At 62.5% G+C, this 16,078-nt stretch carries 13 protein-coding genes and 1 pseudogene; 5 read left to right on the plus strand and 9 right to left on the minus strand.

Going from position 1 to position 16,078, the window contains the following annotated elements; genetic code table 11:
* Positions 1-10 precede the first annotated feature (10 nt).
* Genes MKI86_RS19290 through MKI86_RS19300 form a run of 3 tightly spaced genes read right to left on the minus strand, consistent with a single transcriptional unit; the run spans position 11 to position 1,394 of the window.
* Positions 11-934 carry an ABC transporter ATP-binding protein gene (locus MKI86_RS19290; protein WP_241604333.1) on the minus strand — a complete coding sequence of 308 codons (924 nt, stop codon included), beginning with the start codon at positions 932-934 and terminating at the stop codon, positions 11-13.
* Positions 931-1,089 (minus strand): hypothetical protein, encoded by a 159-nt coding sequence (locus MKI86_RS19295; protein ID WP_241604335.1) that lies wholly within the window; start codon positions 1,087-1,089, stop codon positions 931-933. The genes MKI86_RS19290 and MKI86_RS19295 overlap by 4 nt, the downstream gene beginning before the upstream one ends.
* Positions 1,086-1,394: an ABC transporter permease gene (locus MKI86_RS19300; protein ID WP_241604337.1), complete on the minus strand. Its 309-nt coding sequence runs from the start codon at positions 1,392-1,394 to the stop codon at positions 1,086-1,088. Before MKI86_RS19300 ends, MKI86_RS19295 begins: the two co-directional genes overlap by 4 nt.
* A 373-nt stretch (positions 1,395-1,767) precedes the next feature.
* On the opposite strand from MKI86_RS19300, the gene MKI86_RS19305 reads away from it, so the two are divergent.
* The 4 genes and pseudogenes from MKI86_RS19305 to MKI86_RS19320 all read left to right on the plus strand — a co-directional run bounded on the left by MKI86_RS19305 (position 1,768) and on the right by MKI86_RS19320 (position 8,889).
* On the plus strand, positions 1,768-3,873 hold the full coding sequence (locus MKI86_RS19305) for a putative bifunctional diguanylate cyclase/phosphodiesterase (protein WP_241604339.1): 2,106 nt from the start codon (positions 1,768-1,770) through the stop codon (positions 3,871-3,873).
* 270 nt (positions 3,874-4,143) lie between these two features.
* The gene (locus MKI86_RS19310) at positions 4,144-4,350 is read left to right on the plus strand and encodes a helix-turn-helix domain-containing protein (protein ID WP_256465748.1); all 207 of its coding nucleotides are present in this window, start codon (positions 4,144-4,146) and stop codon (positions 4,348-4,350) included.
* Positions 4,351-4,460: 110 nt separating this feature from the next.
* Positions 4,461-5,783, plus strand: a pseudogene (locus tag MKI86_RS19315) (amidase).
* A 124-nt stretch (positions 5,784-5,907) separates the two neighbouring features.
* Complete coding sequence (locus tag MKI86_RS19320; RefSeq protein ID WP_241604344.1) at positions 5,908-8,889, plus strand: autotransporter outer membrane beta-barrel domain-containing protein; 2,982 nt, start codon at positions 5,908-5,910, stop codon at positions 8,887-8,889.
* 62 nt (positions 8,890-8,951) lie between these two features.
* On the opposite strand, the gene MKI86_RS19325 is transcribed toward MKI86_RS19320, so the two are convergent.
* Entirely contained in the window at positions 8,952-9,851 is a 900-nt protein-coding gene (locus MKI86_RS19325; RefSeq protein ID WP_241604346.1) for an SDR family oxidoreductase, read from the minus strand.
* Between the two features lie 95 nt (positions 9,852-9,946).
* Between MKI86_RS19325 and MKI86_RS19330 the strand changes: the two genes are divergently transcribed.
* Positions 9,947-10,774: a helix-turn-helix transcriptional regulator gene (locus MKI86_RS19330; protein WP_241604347.1), complete on the plus strand. Its 828-nt coding sequence runs from the start codon at positions 9,947-9,949 to the stop codon at positions 10,772-10,774.
* Positions 10,775-10,776: 2 nt separating this feature from the next.
* On the opposite strand, the gene MKI86_RS19335 is transcribed toward MKI86_RS19330, so the two are convergent.
* Genes MKI86_RS19335 through MKI86_RS19355 form a run of 5 tightly spaced genes read right to left on the minus strand, consistent with a single transcriptional unit; the run spans position 10,777 to position 15,962 of the window.
* Complete coding sequence (locus MKI86_RS19335) at positions 10,777-12,132, minus strand: FGGY-family carbohydrate kinase (protein WP_241604349.1); 1,356 nt, start codon at positions 12,130-12,132, stop codon at positions 10,777-10,779.
* 14 nt (positions 12,133-12,146) lie between these two features.
* Complete coding sequence (gene rhaM / locus MKI86_RS19340) at positions 12,147-12,476, minus strand: L-rhamnose mutarotase (protein ID WP_241604351.1); 330 nt, start codon at positions 12,474-12,476, stop codon at positions 12,147-12,149.
* Positions 12,473-13,474, minus strand: a complete 1,002-nt coding sequence (locus MKI86_RS19345) for an ABC transporter permease (RefSeq protein WP_241604353.1) — start codon at positions 13,472-13,474, stop codon at positions 12,473-12,475. The genes rhaM and MKI86_RS19345 overlap by 4 nt, the downstream gene beginning before the upstream one ends.
* Entirely contained in the window at positions 13,471-14,451 is a 981-nt protein-coding gene (locus MKI86_RS19350; RefSeq protein ID WP_241604355.1) for an ABC transporter permease, read from the minus strand. Before MKI86_RS19350 ends, MKI86_RS19345 begins: the two co-directional genes overlap by 4 nt.
* On the minus strand, positions 14,448-15,962 hold the full coding sequence (locus MKI86_RS19355) for a sugar ABC transporter ATP-binding protein (protein WP_241604357.1): 1,515 nt from the start codon (positions 15,960-15,962) through the stop codon (positions 14,448-14,450). Before MKI86_RS19355 ends, MKI86_RS19350 begins: the two co-directional genes overlap by 4 nt.
* Between the last annotated feature and the right edge of the window lie 116 nt (positions 15,963-16,078).

Here is a 16,078-nt window from a genome sequence, read left to right on the forward strand (position 1 = left end):
GGCGGTGAGATCAGCGGGTGACCAGCCAGGACAGGGATCCGTCCCAGTGAAACAGCACGGTCGACCCGCGTTCGGGCGGTGGCTTGAGCCCCTGTTCGTGCGCGACGAACAGCGAGCCGTCGGCAAGCCGGCCGACGATCTGCTGCACGGCGCCGGAAAACAGCACTTCTGTCACTATCGCCTCGATGGCTGGGCCCGGCGTCTCGCTGTCGAGCGGCGACGTAGCGACACATTCGGGGCGCACGACCAGCGAAACCTTATCGCCAACGGCGTGGTCCTTCACCGCATCGAGAGCAATGCCCCGCAGGGGCAGCCCGCCGAAAAGCAGGGCGCCGTCAGGCCCGATTTCAGCATCGATGAGGTTCGCCCCGCCGACGAAATCCGCGACGAAGCGTGTCGCCGGCCGGCGGTAGAGGGTCTCGGGATCGGCAAACTGCTCGATGCTGCCCGCATTCATGACCGCGATGCGGTCGGAAAGCGTCAGGGCCTCTTCCTGATCGTGGGTAACGGCAACGAAGGTCAGCCCGAGTTCGCGGTGGATCTTCTTCAGTTCGGCCTGCATTTGCTTGCGCAGCTTCATATCGAGCGCGCCCAGCGGTTCATCGAGCAGCAGGACCGACGGTCGCACCACAAGCGCGCGCCCGAGAGCCACACGCTGCGCCTGGCCGCCGGAAATCTCGCTGACGCGCCGTCCGCCAAAGCCTTTGAGATTGATCAGCTCCAGCATCTCATCGACGCGACGTGCGATTTCCGCGCGTTCGACCTTTCGCATCCGCAGGCCGAAGGCGATGTTTTCGGCAATCGTGCGATGCGGGAACAGCGCATAGTCCTGGAATACCATCGCGGTATCGCGCTTGTAGGGTGCAAGTCCCACCACCGATTTTCCGCCGATCCGCACGTCGCCCGTCGTCGGTTCGGCGAAACCGCTGATCATGCGCAGCAGTGTGGATTTTCCGCAGCCGCTCGGCCCAGAATGGTGACGAACTCACCGTCGCGCACATCCATGAAGACGCCGCGGATCGCGGTGGTCTCGCCGTAGGATTTGGTGATGGCGTCGATCTCGACGGCCGGAGGCTTTGTGCTGGTCATGAAGTCTGTACTTTGCTGGTGAGACGCGTCTGACGGATGACCCAGAGCTGCGAAACGAGGCTGATGCCAAGCGTTACCAGAATGATGACCGAGGAGAGCGCGTAGACCTTCGGCGAAATCACCTGCCGCAGTGACGTCCAGATGGTGATGGGCAGCGTTTCGGTGAAGCCGGCGACGAACCAGGCCACGACGAACTCCCCGAAAGCATCGGTGAAGGCCAGCATGAAGACCGATATCAGGGCCGGCCGGACCAGAGGCAGGATGACCTCGCGGAACACGACCAACTCACTTGCGCCAAGGTTCATAGCGGCCTCATATGAGGAGCCACTCGTCAAGCTGCTGTTTCGAGCGGCGGGTGGGTGGTTTTCGTGACGCCCCAGGTGCCAGGCGTCACACTGGAAGCGCTCAGTCGCCGGACCGGCGGTTCGGCCGCGACCAGATGAGCAACTGTGTTCGCGCTCTGGTTTTATGGGGCTTCCGCGATGGCGCGCGTTTCCCTTGAAACCTCAAAGCAAAAGGCCATTTTCCATTTGCAGGCCATTAACCTGCGCCCGGTAAGGTGCGTCAGGTCGATATTGATTAACGAGGATTTCACGATAGGCGGAAGCTTTGCCAACCCCGTACCCCTTACCTGCCAATGAAGAGGATCGCCTTCAGGCTCTGGCCGAGTTCCATCTCATGGATACGCCGCCGGAGGAGGACTTCGATCGCTTGGCGGGGCTGGCATCGCGCCTGTTCAACGTCAAGATCGTGCTCGTTTCGCTGCTGGCCCGCGACCGTCAGTTCTTCAAGGCCCAGGTCGGCTTCGATGTCTGTGAAACAAGCCGCGAGGTTTCGTTCTGCGCTCACGCCATTGTGCAGGACGACATTCTCGTCATTTCCGATGCTGCCAAGGATCCTCGTTTCTCCTCGAATCCACTGGTGCTCGGGCCGCCCTTCATCCGCTTCTACGCTGGCAAGCCACTGGCGACTGGCACGGGTGAGAAGATCGGCACCGTCTGCCTGATCGATACGAAGCCGAGAAATACGTTTACAGTCGAGGACCGGAAGAATCTGACTGATCTTGCCGCACTGGTCATGGAGCGGATGGAGATGCGGCGGCTGAATTATATGAAGTCGATCAGCCAGGCTCGTTTTGAGAATATCGCCGCAACATCTCCCGACGCCATCATCTGTTCGAACTCAGAAGGCGAGATTACCTTCTGGAATAGCGCGGCCGAAAGGCTGTTCGGCTATACGGCGAAGGAGATCGTCGATCACACGAGCGAGATTATTGTTCCCGACAGTTGGCGGCGTATCTACGACGCGGAACTCGACCGCCTCCGGCACGGCCAGAAGCTGGAGCTTGCCGACCGCACGATCGAGCTCTCGGGTCTGCGCAAGGACGGCGGCGAATTCCCGGCTGAGCTCTCTCTCTCGACCTGGCAGGAGGGGAACTCGACCAGCGTCGGCGCGATCGTGCGCGACATCACTGAGCGGCGGCAGAACGAGGAAAGGCTCTTCCGGCTGGCCTCTCTCGATGCGCTTACTGATCTCCCCAACCGGGGTGCATGGCGCGAATGCCTGACCGAGACATTGGCCGCAGAGAAACCGGCGACGGTGCTGCTGCTAGACCTCGACGGATTCAAGGAAGTGAACGATACGCTCGGCCACTCCGCCGGCGATTCCGTGCTGAAAGAGGTTGCCGCGCGTCTGAAGGCGACATGCGACAACGCCATCATGGTGGCCCGGCTCGGCGGCGATGAGTTCGTGGCCTTGCTGCCGGGCAACGACGAGCGACAGGCGAATTCCATTGCGGGTGAACTGGTCGCTGCGATCACGGATCGATATGAGTTCGCCGGCCAGACGGCTGAGGTGGGCGTGAGCATCGGCGTTGCGCTCGCCCCGCAGCATAGCGCCCGTTCGGAGGAACTGCTTGGTGCCGCAGATCTCGCCCTCTATCGGGCGAAGGCCGCCGGGAGGGGGCGTTACGAGATGTTTACCCCGGCGCTGCGAGAGGTTGCGGTGGCTCGCCGTGCCTTTCAGCTGGAACTTCGGCACGCCTTCGAGAATGGCGAATTCGAGCTGTTTTATCAGCCGCAGGTCTCGACCGGTGACCGGCGGCTCACCGGCGCCGAAGCGCTCATACGCTGGAACCATCCGCAACGGGGGTTGTTGACGCCGGCCTCCTTTATCGATGTACTGAGCCAGAAGCCATCGGCGGCGGCGATCGGCGAATGGATACTGCGCACGGCCTGCCGGCAGGCAGCGGAATGGCGCGAAACCGTTCCCAGCTTCCGGATCGGCGTCAATCTGTTCGAGGCGCAGTTGCGGTCAGGGCGACTGCTGACTACTGTTCAAGAGATTCTGGCGGAAGAAAAACTGCCTCCGGAAGCGGTCGAACTCGAGATCGTCGAAAACATCTTTCTTCACAACGATCCAGCGACACTTAAGCTTCTGCACGATCTTCGTGATCTGGGCATCGGTCTCTCGTTCGACGATTACGGCACAGGGTTTGCGTCCCTCAGCCTGCTAAAGCGGTATCCGGTCTCGCGCCTGAAGATCGACCGTTCCTTCGTCCGTGACGTCAATACCGATCCCGAGGATGCTGCGGTGGTCAATGCTGTGCTCTACCTCGCGCGCAGCTTCGGAATAGAGGTCATCGCCGAAGGTGTGGAGACAAAAGCGCAGCTCGACTTTCTGAAGCAGAATGGTTGCCCCGAAGCGCAGGGGTATCTCTTCGGCAAACCTGTGCCCGTCGCCGAGTTTACGGATAAGTTCATTTCCTCTCACTCGGCATTGTAGGCGAACATCAAGTCGGTCTTTGGCGACATCAATACCGACATGGCAGGCAGTTTCCATTGTTCGTCCCATCCTTTTCCCCCCGGCCAACTGTTCGGGCTTCGAATTGGATGATGCCGGCACCTCGCTAATCTTCGGGCTTCAACGCCAAGGCTGTAGTCGGGCTCGGCACCATGAGGTGGCGCCGTCCGCTCGCGGGCGGCGCCAGACGCCTCAGTCGCGCTGTTTAGCAGGTCTGGACCACACAAGGCTGAAGGCCTTGCCATCTTCGTCTTGCAACACTTCTCGCGCGTCCACCAGCTGACCCAGCGACAACAGGAAATTCTCGCGCTTTCCTTGAAGGGATATTCGAACGCCGCGATCGCCGCGCAGCTCAACATCACCACCGGCGGCGTAAAGAACCACAAGCTCAGGCTCTACGAGAGGCTGGACATCACCACCGAAAGGGAGCTGATCTCAGCCGTGCTCTCCCATCTCTGAGCCGGCGTCCGCCGGTATCATGCGGCCGCTGGTGACTGCGGCCATCATTGCATATCGCTTCCCGCCGTGCCGATCTTCGCGTCGAACGCAATCATCGGAAGCAACGCGCGATGGACATCGATACAGCATTCCTCTCGGTCGGCGAACTGGCGGCCGGTTACAGGTCCGGCGCATTCACACCACTCGACGTCTGCCGGCAGGCACACGAGCGGCTCGCCCGGCTGGAGCCCCACCTCAACGCCTTCATCGAGCCGATGGCGGAAGACGTTCTCGACCAGGCAACGCGCGCAACGGAAGAATTTCGGCAGGGACTTGACCGGGGGCCGTTGCATGGCATCCCGATTGCGATCAAGGACATCATCGACGTCGCCGATGTCAGGACGACCTTTGCAACGAAAGCCGTGCCGCCTAAGCACGCCACGCGCGATGCCGAATGCGTGGCGCGCCTGCGCGCGGCCGGTGCCATCATCTTCGGCAAGACAAATCTGCTGGAATTCGCCGCCGGTGTGGCCCACCCTGCCTTCGGCCAGACGAACAATCCGCATGATCCAAACCGCACGGCCGGCGGATCGAGCGGCGGATCGGCGGCGGCGGTTGCCGCCGGCATCGTGCCCCTGGCGCTTGGAACGGATACCGGCGGCTCAATCCGGGCCCCTGCCGCCTATTGCGGTATCGTCGGCTTCAAGCCGAGCTTCGCAGCCCTGTCGCTGGGCGGCGTCTATCCGCTCTCTCCATCCCTCGATCATCTCGGCCTGTTCGCCCGAAGCAGCGCCGATACAGCCATCGCCTTCGCCGTATTGCACCCCGACGCCGCCTCCGCCCGCCCGCGGCAAGAGCCGCTGCGCCTCGGGATCATCGGCAATCAGTGGAACCATCGCGCCGTGCGGCCCGATGTGCGCGCCGCGCTGGAAAAAGCACGCTCGTCGCTCGCACGGGCCCGCGTAGCCCTGACGTAGATCCAGCTTCCCGATCCTGCCGAAATGGCGGCCGCCCTGCTTGATATCCTGATGCCGGAAGCAGCTGTCGTCCACGGGTCGACGGTGGCCACAAATGCCGATGGCTTTGCGAAGGGAACACGCGATCTGCTCGAGGCCGGAATGAGGGTACCGGCAACGCAATACATCGAAGCCATGGAAAAACAGCACCGCTGGTTCAGCGAATTCGAAACCGGCATGGCCGATCTTGATGCCGTGATCGCCCCGACCGTGCCATTCACCGCTCCCGACACGGACCCGGCCCTCTCGACGGACGGGGATGACGAGATCATCTCTCTGACGCACGCCAATCTCACGGGCGCTCCCAGCACTTCCTTGCCTCTCTTCCCTGACGGCACCATGCCCGTGGGGCTGATGGTGACTGCCGCGCGTAATGGCGACAACGATCTCCTGTCGATCTGCGAAACCATCGAAAGGGTGCTTTCGCACACGTTCTGAGGCAAGGATCGGCATGTCCGTCGGCCCCTCTCGCCCATGAATTTTACGGCTCGTTAACCATGATTGCTTAGGGATTATTATCTGCCCGCCGATGGATGGCGGGGTTATAAGCATCGGCGGCCCCATGAAACGTCAACCGCTCTCGGCCTATTCCCGACGTATCGGCTTGTTCACGGCCCTGGCATCCGTCACCCTGGTCACGCCTTCCCTCGCCCAGTCGGTCTGGTCCGGCAACACGAACAACGAGTTCAGCACCGGGACGAACTGGAATCCTTCCGCGCCGGGAGAGAACGATACGGCCGAGGTCAATACCGGCTCACCGCAGGTTACCAACGACGCCACTGTGGGAAAGCTCGATATCAACGGCGGCGATGTCACCATCAGCGATACCGGCAACCTTACCGTCAGGAACGGCACGACCATCCAGTCCGGCAGCCTCGGTATCAATGCCGACGGCGTGATGAATTCGAATGTCGAACTCAATGACGGCAGCCTGTTCATCGACGGCACTCTCAATGGAAAGCTGACACTCAACAAGGGCAACGTCTCGGTAAACGGCGCGCTCGGCAGCGCCGCCGTGAGAGACACGACGGCTCTCACCAATAATGGCACGGTCGGCGACGTTACCGTGGCCTCTGGCGGCACCTTCACCAACAACAACGGCGCATCTGGCGGCACGCTGACCAATGCGGGCACCGCCAGCAATGCCGGCACACTCGATGCATTGAACAACACGGCCGGCACGTTCACCAATGATGGCAGGATTACCGGACAGTCCAAGGTCACCGGCGGAACAGTGACCAACAATTTCGTGATCACCGACGCCGATGTCGCCGCAGCGGCCATCTTCATCAACAACTCCGATGGCGTCGCCGAAAATGTCAGAAACGCCGGCAACGCGTCGAATGCAGGCACCATTGCATCGATCCGAAACGATGGCGGTTCCTTTACAAACAATAACGACGGCGAGGTCACGGGCAGAACCACTGTCGCCGGGGGCGTCGTAACGAACAACGGAGCGCTCCACGAGGTCGTCGTGGGGTCGGCCGGCATCTTCACCAATTCCAGCAATGCAACGGCGGGCGCGGTCACCAATGCCGGCAATGCGTCCAACGCCGGCACCATCGCCTCCCTGACCAACACGGCTGGAAGCTTCACCAACAATACAGATGGCAGGATCACGGGACAGACCAGCGTCACCGGCGGAACGGTGACCAACAACTTCATCATCACCGATGCCGATGTCGCCGCAGCCGCAGCCTTCATCAACAACACAAATGCGCAGGCTGGCGCCATCAGGAATTCCGGCACCGTCTCGAATGCCGGAACGATCGCCTCCATCCGCAATGACGCGGGCACGTTCACCAACAACAGCGGCGGGGAAGTGACAGGCACGACATCTGTCAACGGCGGCACGGTCATCAACAATGCGACGCTGGCGGACGTCAATATCGCCGCCGCGGGTGTCTTTACCAACAACAACAGCGGCAGGACCGGTACCGTCGCCAATGCAGGCGTCGCCTCTAATGACGGTGTCGTTGCCGGGCTCGACAACAGTGGCGGCATCTTCACCAATACCGGCGAAATCGCCGGAGCGGCCAAAATCTCCGGCGGCGCGCTCGTCAATCATGGCACGGTGGATGGCACGATCGATATCTTCGACGGCGGCCTGCTTTCCGGCACCGGCATCGCGGGCGGCATAACTGTGAACGCCGGCGGCGTGCTTTCCCCAGGACCGGGACTTGCCTCGCTGACCGTGGACGGCGACCTGCGGTTTCGCGAAGGCTCGTTCTACGATGTCGACATCAACGGCATGGGCAGTGCCGACAGGGTGGGCGCCGCCGATGCCCTTTCCATCGACGGAGGTACGGTGCGTCTGAACAATGCCGGCGGCACCTATGGCCTGACGAACCACTACACGATCCTGACGGCGGACAGCGTCACGGGCCGTTTCGACGCCGTTGCGAGCGACTTCGCCTTCCTTTCGCCCACTCTCGTCTACGGCGCAAAGCAGGTAGACCTCGATCTCGATCGCAACGATGTGCGCTTCTCCGACGTTGCGGAAACCGGAAACGACCGCACCATGGCAACGGCCGTCGAAGCGCTGGGGGCTTCGAACCCGGTTTTCCTCGCCGTCTTGCCGCTCGATGTCACCGAAGCGGCAGATGCCTTCGCGCAGTTGAACGGCGAGGTGCACGCCTCCCTGCAAAGCCAGCTGCTTTGGGAAAGCCGTTTTCCCCGCGAAGCCGTGCTCGATCGTGCAGGCCTGTCGGCCGACGATCGTCCCACGCCTGATAATGGCGTTGCCTTCTGGGCCTCGGGCGCGTTTGCCACAAACCGTTTTTCGGCCGATGGCAATGCAAGGGGCATCGACAGCCGGTTCACGGGCGGCCTTTTTGCAGGTGATGTGGCTGTCGCCGACGACTGGCGGCTGGGCGGGCTTGTCGGCTACAGCCATCTTTCCGTGCAGCCGCAGGCCGACGCCGACACCTATCACGTCGGCCTTTATGCTACCGGCTCGGTCGGTGCCGTGAACCTCACGGGCGGGGCTGCTTATAGCCGCAACGAGATATCGACCCGGCGCACCATCGCCTTCGGCAACTTCGAAGACCGCGTCAAAGCCGATTATGCCAGCGATAGCCTGCAGGCTTTTGCCGAGATATCATCGAATATCGACCTGTCGGGTATCAGGCTCCAGCCCTTCGCCAACCTCGCCTATGTCAATCTCGATACTGACGCCTTCGGTGAGACGGGCGGGGTTGCGGCACTGACGGCAGGCAGCGGTTCAAGCGATCTGGTCATTTCCACCATCGGCGCGCGCTTCTCGGCGGATCTGCCGGCATACGACATCCCCGTCACCTTGTCAGGGACGCTTGGCTGGCGGCATGCGGCCGGCGATCTGTCTCCATCGGCAACGCTCGCCTTCGCGGGCGGCTCACCCTTCATCCTGAAAGGCGTTACGCTGCCCCGCGACGCCGCCGTCGTCAAAGCTGGCGTCACCGCCAGGCTCTCGAAATCGGCAAGGCTCACGCTCGGCTATTCAGGCGAGTTCGCCAAAGGCTTGCACTCCCACACCGCCCAGGCAAACCTCCTCGTGAACTTCTAGCCGGCGATGGCATCGCCTCGATGGAAAGTTCCACCGAGACGAGGCTGTTCGCGTCCATGAATTCACGCCGGGAGCGCGGCATAATTCATGTTTCGGAGATCACCCAGCAGACCCGGCCCTGTCGGCGTCCAGCCGAGTTTTTGCCGCGTCAACGTGCTCGAAGCCGCCATGTCGGCTGCGGCGAAGAGGGCCAACCATCCGAAATGGCGGTCGGTCTCTTCCTGCGGCAGCGACACGGCGGGAAGTCCGAGGCCGCCGGCAATCACGCTGACGATATCGCGAATGGCAATGCCCTCTTCCGCGACGGCATTGTAGCGGGCACCGCGCTCGGCACGCGCAAGTGCCAGAGCATAGAGCTTCGCCACATCGCTTACATGTGCTGCCGACCACCGGTTGGCGCCCTGCCCGATATAGGCGACGACACCCTTTTGGCGTGCCATCGCGATATAGGGCGAGATGAGGCCCTGCTTGACCGTGTCGTGCACCTGCGGAAGCCGAACGACGCCGACATTGACGCCCGCCTCCAGCTGCTCCTGGCCCGCCAGTTCCGAGGCGATGCGGGGATTGCGATGGTGCGTATCGAACACGTCCTCGCGCGCAGGCTCTCCGTTACCGGGATTGCCCAGGCCGACGCCCGACGTAATAAGCAACGGCCGCTCCGATCCCTTGAGCACAGCTCCCAGCGCGGCGATGACCCGCCGATCCTTTTCGCAATTGGCCACGAAATTCGCAAAGTCGTGATCGAACGCCGTGTGGATGACGGCGTCGGCATTCTCGGCTCCTTTCGCAAGGCCCGCCGGATCGTCCAGCGTTGCGATATGGGCTAAAGCGCCAGCACTCGCCAGCTCTTGCGCTCCGGCATCGGAGCGCGTGAGGCCGATCACCTCATGACCATCGGCCAGCAATTCGCCGAGGATACGGGAACCAATGAACCCGGTGGCACCTGTCAGAAAAACACGCATGAAATATCTCCTGCATTGACGCGCATCGGGATCTCATGAAAAATTGTCCTGTTAAAGTAGTGACTTTATCCTAGTATAATGAGCAACAGGATCGCATGACCGAAACCGCCAACGACAATGCTCTGGGCACCTTCCTGCGCGACCGGCGCATGCGGCTCGATCCGGCCACGTTCGGCTTTCAGCCCGGCCGTCGGCGCACGCCGGGCCTGCGCCGCGAGGAAGTCGCCCAGCGCGCCAATATCAGCCCGACATGGTACACTTGGCTGGAGCAGGGACGTGGCGGGGCTCCATCCGCCCATGTGCTCGATCGCATCGCCGTGGGACTAATGCTGACCGAACCGGAGCGCGATCACCTTCATGTCCTCGCATTCGGCCACCCTCCCGAGCCGCACTATCGCCAGCACGAAAGCATCACGCCCCGTCTGCAGCGGGTCCTCGACGCCATGCCTTTCAGCCCCGCCATCATCCGCACCGCAACTTGGGATGTGGTGGCATGGAACAAGGCGGCCACCGTCATCCTGACGGATTATGCCAGGCTGCCCCGGGACCGGCGCAACATCCTGCGCATGATCTTTTCTGATGAGCGGGTGCGCGCCGCCCAGGACGACTGGCGCAATGTCGCCCGCTATGTCGTCGGAGCATTCCGTGCGGACGCCGCGCGTGCCGGCGCAGGAATGGAAATCCGACAGCTGGTCGATGAACTCTCCGCCAGCAGCCCGGAGTTCAAGGCAATGTGGGACGACAACGAGATTGCGGCCGCGCGGGAAGGCATCAAGCGCCTCCATCACCCCCATCTTGGTGCTATAGAGCTCGAGTTCTCGAGCTTTGCGGTCGAGGGCCGGCCCGACCTCAACATGATGGTCTACAACCCCGCCAATGCAGAAATCATGGCGCAGTTTCGCACGCTGCTCGCCAACCTCTGAGCCTAGAGCCGTGCCTGCCACGCGCTGGCATACCGACGCAAGGCAGCTTCCTGCAAGGGGCGCGAATTTGCTCCCCTGGCGATGGCGGGGCGAGGGCCGGCATACAGCAAGGCGGCGCCAAGGCTGGTGCCGGTACCAGCGACCGCCTCCACCGGACGCCCGGTCGCGGCGGCGAGCATGTCGAGATAGGCCGCGTTTTCGGCAAACGGGCCTTCGACCAGAACCGCGCCCTGCGCCCCAACGATCTCGAGCCCGGTCGCCGTCATCAGGGCGAGATAGAAGGAAACGGCGACGAACCGCTCGGCAGGCGTCAGCGTTGCCTCCTCCACCGTCCATTCCGCCTTGCGCCCCTGGAACGGGCCGGACTGGTTCTCGACTGCCGGCAGGAGCATGGCGCCCCGCGCCAGCACGGCGTCGACATCGGCACGCATATAGGTCTTTGGGCCATCGCCGATCAGGCGCTCGAATTCCCGCCCCCCCATGAAGCGGGCGGAAGGAACGGGGTCGCCATGCGCGTTGACATTGACCAGTGTATCGCGCGCCGGGTCGAGCATGATCTTGGCGCCTCCCACAGCCATGGAGATGATCCATGTTCCGGTAGAGACGACGGAAAAGGGCGCTTCGCGGGCAACAAGATGCGCATAAAGCGAGGCGTTGGAATCGTGAATACCGCAGACAACGGGTGTGTCGGGCCCAAGCCCTGTCGCCACGGCGATCTCAGGCAGGACAGGCCCCAGCCGGTCGGCGGCGCGCGCAACCGGCGCCATCAGCGCCGTCCAGCCTTCGCGCTCGACCAGCGCGGAATACCGGCCCGCCTGCGGCATCCAGAGATCGGTATGGCAACCGAGCGACGTTACCTCATTGACCGCGACGCCGCTCATGCGAAAAGCCCAGTATTGCGGATAGGTGAGGATCGTGCGCGTCCGCTCCTGCAATCCCGGAAATTCCCTGAACAGCCAGAAAAGCTGCGCGCCGAGGTTCAGGCCCAGTGGCAGGCGTGGCGAACCCGTCTCGGCAAAGGGCGGACGAACAGCATCATATTCCGCGGCAAGGCTGTCGGGCCCGTCAAATTCATAATCCAGCGCCGGTGTGGCGAGCTTGCCCTCAGCATCGAGAAGCACAGCCGAGGCGCCATGGGTGGCAATCGAAATGGCGTCGATACCGAACTCCGCCTGAAGGCGCTTCAGCCCATCCAGAATGAACTCCCACAGGCCCTCGATGTCATAATGCGGATAGGGCGAGCCTTTCACCACCGCGTTCGGCCTGCGTGCGACGGCGATTTCCGTCAGGCTCTCCCGCTCGACCAGCGCGACCTTCGCATTGGTCTTTCCGATGTCGATGACGGCGATGTGGCGCATGGCGGCCTTCCCGGTCATTCCATGTGGAAGACGGGCGTGAGATCGATGGCGATCGGCTCGTTCCGGTCGTTCGTCGCCATGATGTCGGCCATATGCGCCCACCATTTCTGCATGAGCGCCGTCTGCGGCAGCGCGGCCATCGTGTGATCCTTGCGCCGCCACAGGACGCCGAACAGCACATTCGTCTCCTCATCGAGGAAGATCGAATAATCGGAGACGCCGGCGGCGTGCAGAAGATCCACCAGCTCAGGCCATATCGCATCGTGCCGGCGCCTGTACTCCGCCTTCATGCCGGGATTAAGCGCCATCTTGAAGGCGTGTTTCTCGAGACCGGCATGGCTCATCGGCGGCGGTTCCTGATCTTGCGGAAGACGATCGGCAGGGCGATGACGAAGATGAGCAACAGACCGATGAAGATCGACATCACGATACCCGGCACGTTGAGAAGACCAAGGCCGAAGGTGACGAGGCCCATGATCAGTGCGGCCAGCACCACGCCCTGGATCGTTCCCGCACCGCCGAGAATGGAGACACCGCCCAGCACGACCATGGTCACCGCCTCAAGCTCCCAGCCTGCGGCGATGGAGGGGCGCGTGGAATCGAGTCGGGAGGTCAGCAGCACCGCGGCGATGCCCGACATGAGGCCCGTCAGCAGGAAGAGGATAAACTTCACCCGCTCGACACGAATGCCGGAGAAGCGCGCAGCCACGTCGTTGTTGCCGATGGCGAAGACCTGCCGGCCGAAATTCGTGCGGTGCAGGAGCACGTAATAGAGGAGCGCAAAAAGGACGAAGAGCGTGAATTCGAAGGAGAAGACCCAGAAGACATAGCCCTGGCCGAAATAGGCGAAGCTGGCCGGATAGCCTTTGAACGCCTGGTCGCCGAGCACGATATAGGAAATGCCGCGAAAGAAGCTCATCGTGCCGATCGTCACGACGATGGACGGCAGGCCGAGGCCGGTAACGAGAAAGCCATTGAACGCGCCACAGACGAGGCCGGACATGATCCCGATCAGCACAAGCTCGGACGTTCCCGCGCCGTATTGCAGCGCCAGGCCCATCATGGTCGAGGCGAGCGCGATGATCGAGGCCACCGAAAGATCGATCTCGCCCGAGATGATCAGCAGCGCCATGGCGAGCGCGATCAGCGCTTTTTCCGTGAAGTTGAAGGTCGCATCCGATAGCGCCCACGGCGACAGGAAGTAGGGCGAGGCGAGCGAATTGACGACAAAAAACACAATGCCGACCACCAGCAGCAGGCTCGGCCACGAGAAGACCGCCGCGCGTAGCGGCATGCCGAGCCGGTCGGGAATGCGGCGGGTTTCAGTGGATTGCACACTCATGCCGACGCCTCCGCTGTCCTGAGAATGAGACGCTGGCTGCGCTTGGCGCCGCGTCCGTTGAGAACGACGGCAAGGATGATGGCAGCGCCCGAAATCGCCATCTGCCAGAAGGGCGAGATGTTGATGACCGGCAGCGCACCATTGATGACGCCGAGGAACAACGCGCCGAGCACGGCGCCCGCGACAGTACCCACGCCGCCGGAAATCGAGATACCGCCGATGACGCAGGCCGCCACCACAGTCAGCTCGTAGCCGCGCGCCACCTCGACCGAGCCGATGACATAGCGCGAAACCCACAGATAGCCGCAAAAGCCGGATAGAAGGCCGGAAATGCAGAAGGCCAGGAACGTCGTGCGCCCGACATTGATGCCGGCATAGACCGCCGCCGTCGGATTGACGCCGACCGCGTAGAATGAGCGGCCGAGTGCGGTGCGCGACATCAGGACGACGAAGGCCACGACAATGACGACCGCATACCAGACGAGCAGCGGCAGACCCAAAACCTCGATGCGCGTGAAGGCGATGAACGAGGGCGAAAACGCATCCGCATTGACCCATTGTCCGCCGGCGATCAGGAAGATGACGCCGCGATAGATGGTGAGGGAGCCGAGCGTCACGACGATGGCCGGAATGCCGAGCCCCCATATGAACACGCCGTTGAGCGCGCCAAGCAGCAAGCCGCTGAAAGCCGCCACCGCCATCAGCATCGGAACTGGAATGCCGGGAGCGGCCTGGTTGATCAGCGCCACGATCATGCCAGAGAGGGCAAGGTTGGAAGCCATGGAGAGGTCGATGGACCGGGTGAGGATCACCACCATCTGGCCAAGCGCAAGGATCATGAGGATGGACGAATCCTCGACGATGCCGGCAAGGCGGGACGGCGACGCGAAGCCCGGCGCGCGCAGGTTGGCGGCGAAGACCAGCGCTGCGACGAGTACCGCCAGCCAGAATTCCCGCATTTTGACGATGGCGCTCATGCGGCTTCCCCGATGCCTGCGGCCGCCCTGACCAGCATTTCAGGCTTCAGGCCGGCATTGTTTTCGAATTCACTGACGATACGGCCCTCGCGCATGACGATGATGCGGTCGCTCATGCCCATAATCTCGGGCAGCTCGGACGACACCATGATCACGGCGAGCCCCTGAGAGGCGAGTTCCGACATAAATGCATGTACGGCCGCCTTCGAGCCGATGTCGATGCCCTTGGTCGGCTCGTCGAGGATGATGACGCGCGGCTTCGTTGCGAGCCACTTGGCGATCACCACCTTCTGCTGGTTGCCGCCGGAGAGGTTGCCGACATTCTGGTCGAGCGAGGCGGCGCGCAGGTCCAGCCGCTCGGTATATTCGCGCGCCAGCTTGAACTCCTCCGCCAGACGCAGGAAGCCGTGCCGCGACGTCTTCTTCAACGAGGCGAGCGTCACGTTCTGGAAGATCGGCAGGCCGGTGACGGCGCCCTGTTTGCCGCGATCCTCGGGCACGTAGACGATTCCCTTGTCGACAGCCTGGGCGGGCGAGCGGATGACCGCCACTTCGCCATCGATGCGCACAGCACCCTTGGACGGTTTCGTGATGCCGAACAGCGACTGCATGACTTCGCTGCGGCCCGCGCCGACGAGGCCGTAGAAGCCGATGATTTCGCCGGCGCGCAACGAAAAGCCGATATCGGCAAACTCGGTCGGATGGCAGTAGCCGACGACCTTGAGCACCTCGTCTCCGGGCGTCACCTGCTTCTTCGGAAACACCTGATCGACCGAGCGGCCGACCATCATGCGCACGATCTCCTGCTGGGATGTATCCTTCAACAGTCCCTCGCCCACCATCTCGCCATCGCGGAAGACCGTGTAGCGGTCGGCGATGCGGTAGATCTCGTCGAACTTGTGGGAGATGAACAGGATCGCCTTCCCCTGCGACTTCAGGAAGTCGATCAGATCGAACAGGTCCTGAATTTCCTTGTAGGACAGGGCTGCCGTCGGCTCGTCCATGATGACGACCTCGGCATTGACCGAAAGCGCGCGCGCCACCGCCACCAGATGCTTGTTGGCGATGGACAGGTCCTTCAGCTTGGTGTCGGGCGCGATATGGCCGGCGCCGATTTCCGCAAGAAGCGTCCTGGCGCGCGCATTCATTCCCCGCCAGTCGATCAGGCCGAACGCGGCGCGGGGCGCATGGCCGAGGAAGATGTTTTCCGCAACCGACAGCTCGTCGAAGAGAACCGTTTCCTGGTGAATCGCGGTGATGCCGGCCTGGAAGGCGGCATGCGGCGACGACAGCACGACGGGTTTGCCCGAAATACGGATTTCGCCTTCGTCCGGCTGATAGATGCCGGTCATTGTCTTGACCAGCGTCGACTTGCCGGCACCGTTCTCGCCGATCAGCGCGGTGACCTCTCCCGGATAGAGGCGCAGCCCCACCTTGTGGAGCGCACGCACGCCGGGAAAGGATTTGGAGATCCCCGACAGCTCGACCTTCGGCTCTTTTGGGATAATCATCGGCTTCAGGACCCGACCTGTCTTCGAGAATGAGTGCGCGAGAAGGCAACCGGAAACCGGCTCCAGCGCGCAGGAAGGATGCGGCGGAGACCTTCGCTCCGCCGCTTTTGCCTCTC

Source organism: Shinella sedimenti (genome assembly GCF_022601905.1).
Taxonomy (GTDB): domain Bacteria; phylum Pseudomonadota; class Alphaproteobacteria; order Rhizobiales; family Rhizobiaceae; genus Shinella; species Shinella sedimenti.

Excerpts from the sequence above, each read along its gene's own strand:
- MKI86_RS19345 (WP_241604353.1), bottom strand. The coding sequence starts at position 13,474 with ATGAGTGTGCAATCCACTGAAACCCGCCGCATTCCCGACCGGCTCGGC.
- MKI86_RS19295 (WP_241604335.1), bottom strand. The coding sequence starts at position 1,089 with ATGACCAGCACAAAGCCTCCGGCCGTCGAGATCGACGCCATCACCAAA.
- MKI86_RS19290 (WP_241604333.1), bottom strand. The coding sequence starts at position 934 with ATGATCAGCGGTTTCGCCGAACCGACGACGGGCGACGTGCGGATCGGC.
- MKI86_RS19300 (WP_241604337.1), bottom strand. The coding sequence starts at position 1,394 with ATGAACCTTGGCGCAAGTGAGTTGGTCGTGTTCCGCGAGGTCATCCTG.
- MKI86_RS19325 (WP_241604346.1), bottom strand. The coding sequence starts at position 9,851 with ATGCGTGTTTTTCTGACAGGTGCCACCGGGTTCATTGGTTCCCGTATC.
- MKI86_RS19350 (WP_241604355.1), bottom strand. The coding sequence starts at position 14,451 with ATGAGCGCCATCGTCAAAATGCGGGAATTCTGGCTGGCGGTACTCGTC.
- MKI86_RS19320 (WP_241604344.1), top strand. The coding sequence starts at position 5,908 with ATGAAACGTCAACCGCTCTCGGCCTATTCCCGACGTATCGGCTTGTTC.
- MKI86_RS19355 (WP_241604357.1), bottom strand. The coding sequence starts at position 15,962 with ATGATTATCCCAAAAGAGCCGAAGGTCGAGCTGTCGGGGATCTCCAAA.
- MKI86_RS19305 (WP_241604339.1), top strand. The coding sequence starts at position 1,768 with ATGGATACGCCGCCGGAGGAGGACTTCGATCGCTTGGCGGGGCTGGCA.
- MKI86_RS19335 (WP_241604349.1), bottom strand. The coding sequence starts at position 12,132 with ATGCGCCACATCGCCGTCATCGACATCGGAAAGACCAATGCGAAGGTC.
- MKI86_RS19330 (WP_241604347.1), top strand. The coding sequence starts at position 9,947 with ATGACCGAAACCGCCAACGACAATGCTCTGGGCACCTTCCTGCGCGAC.
- rhaM (WP_241604351.1), bottom strand. The coding sequence starts at position 12,476 with ATGAGCCATGCCGGTCTCGAGAAACACGCCTTCAAGATGGCGCTTAAT.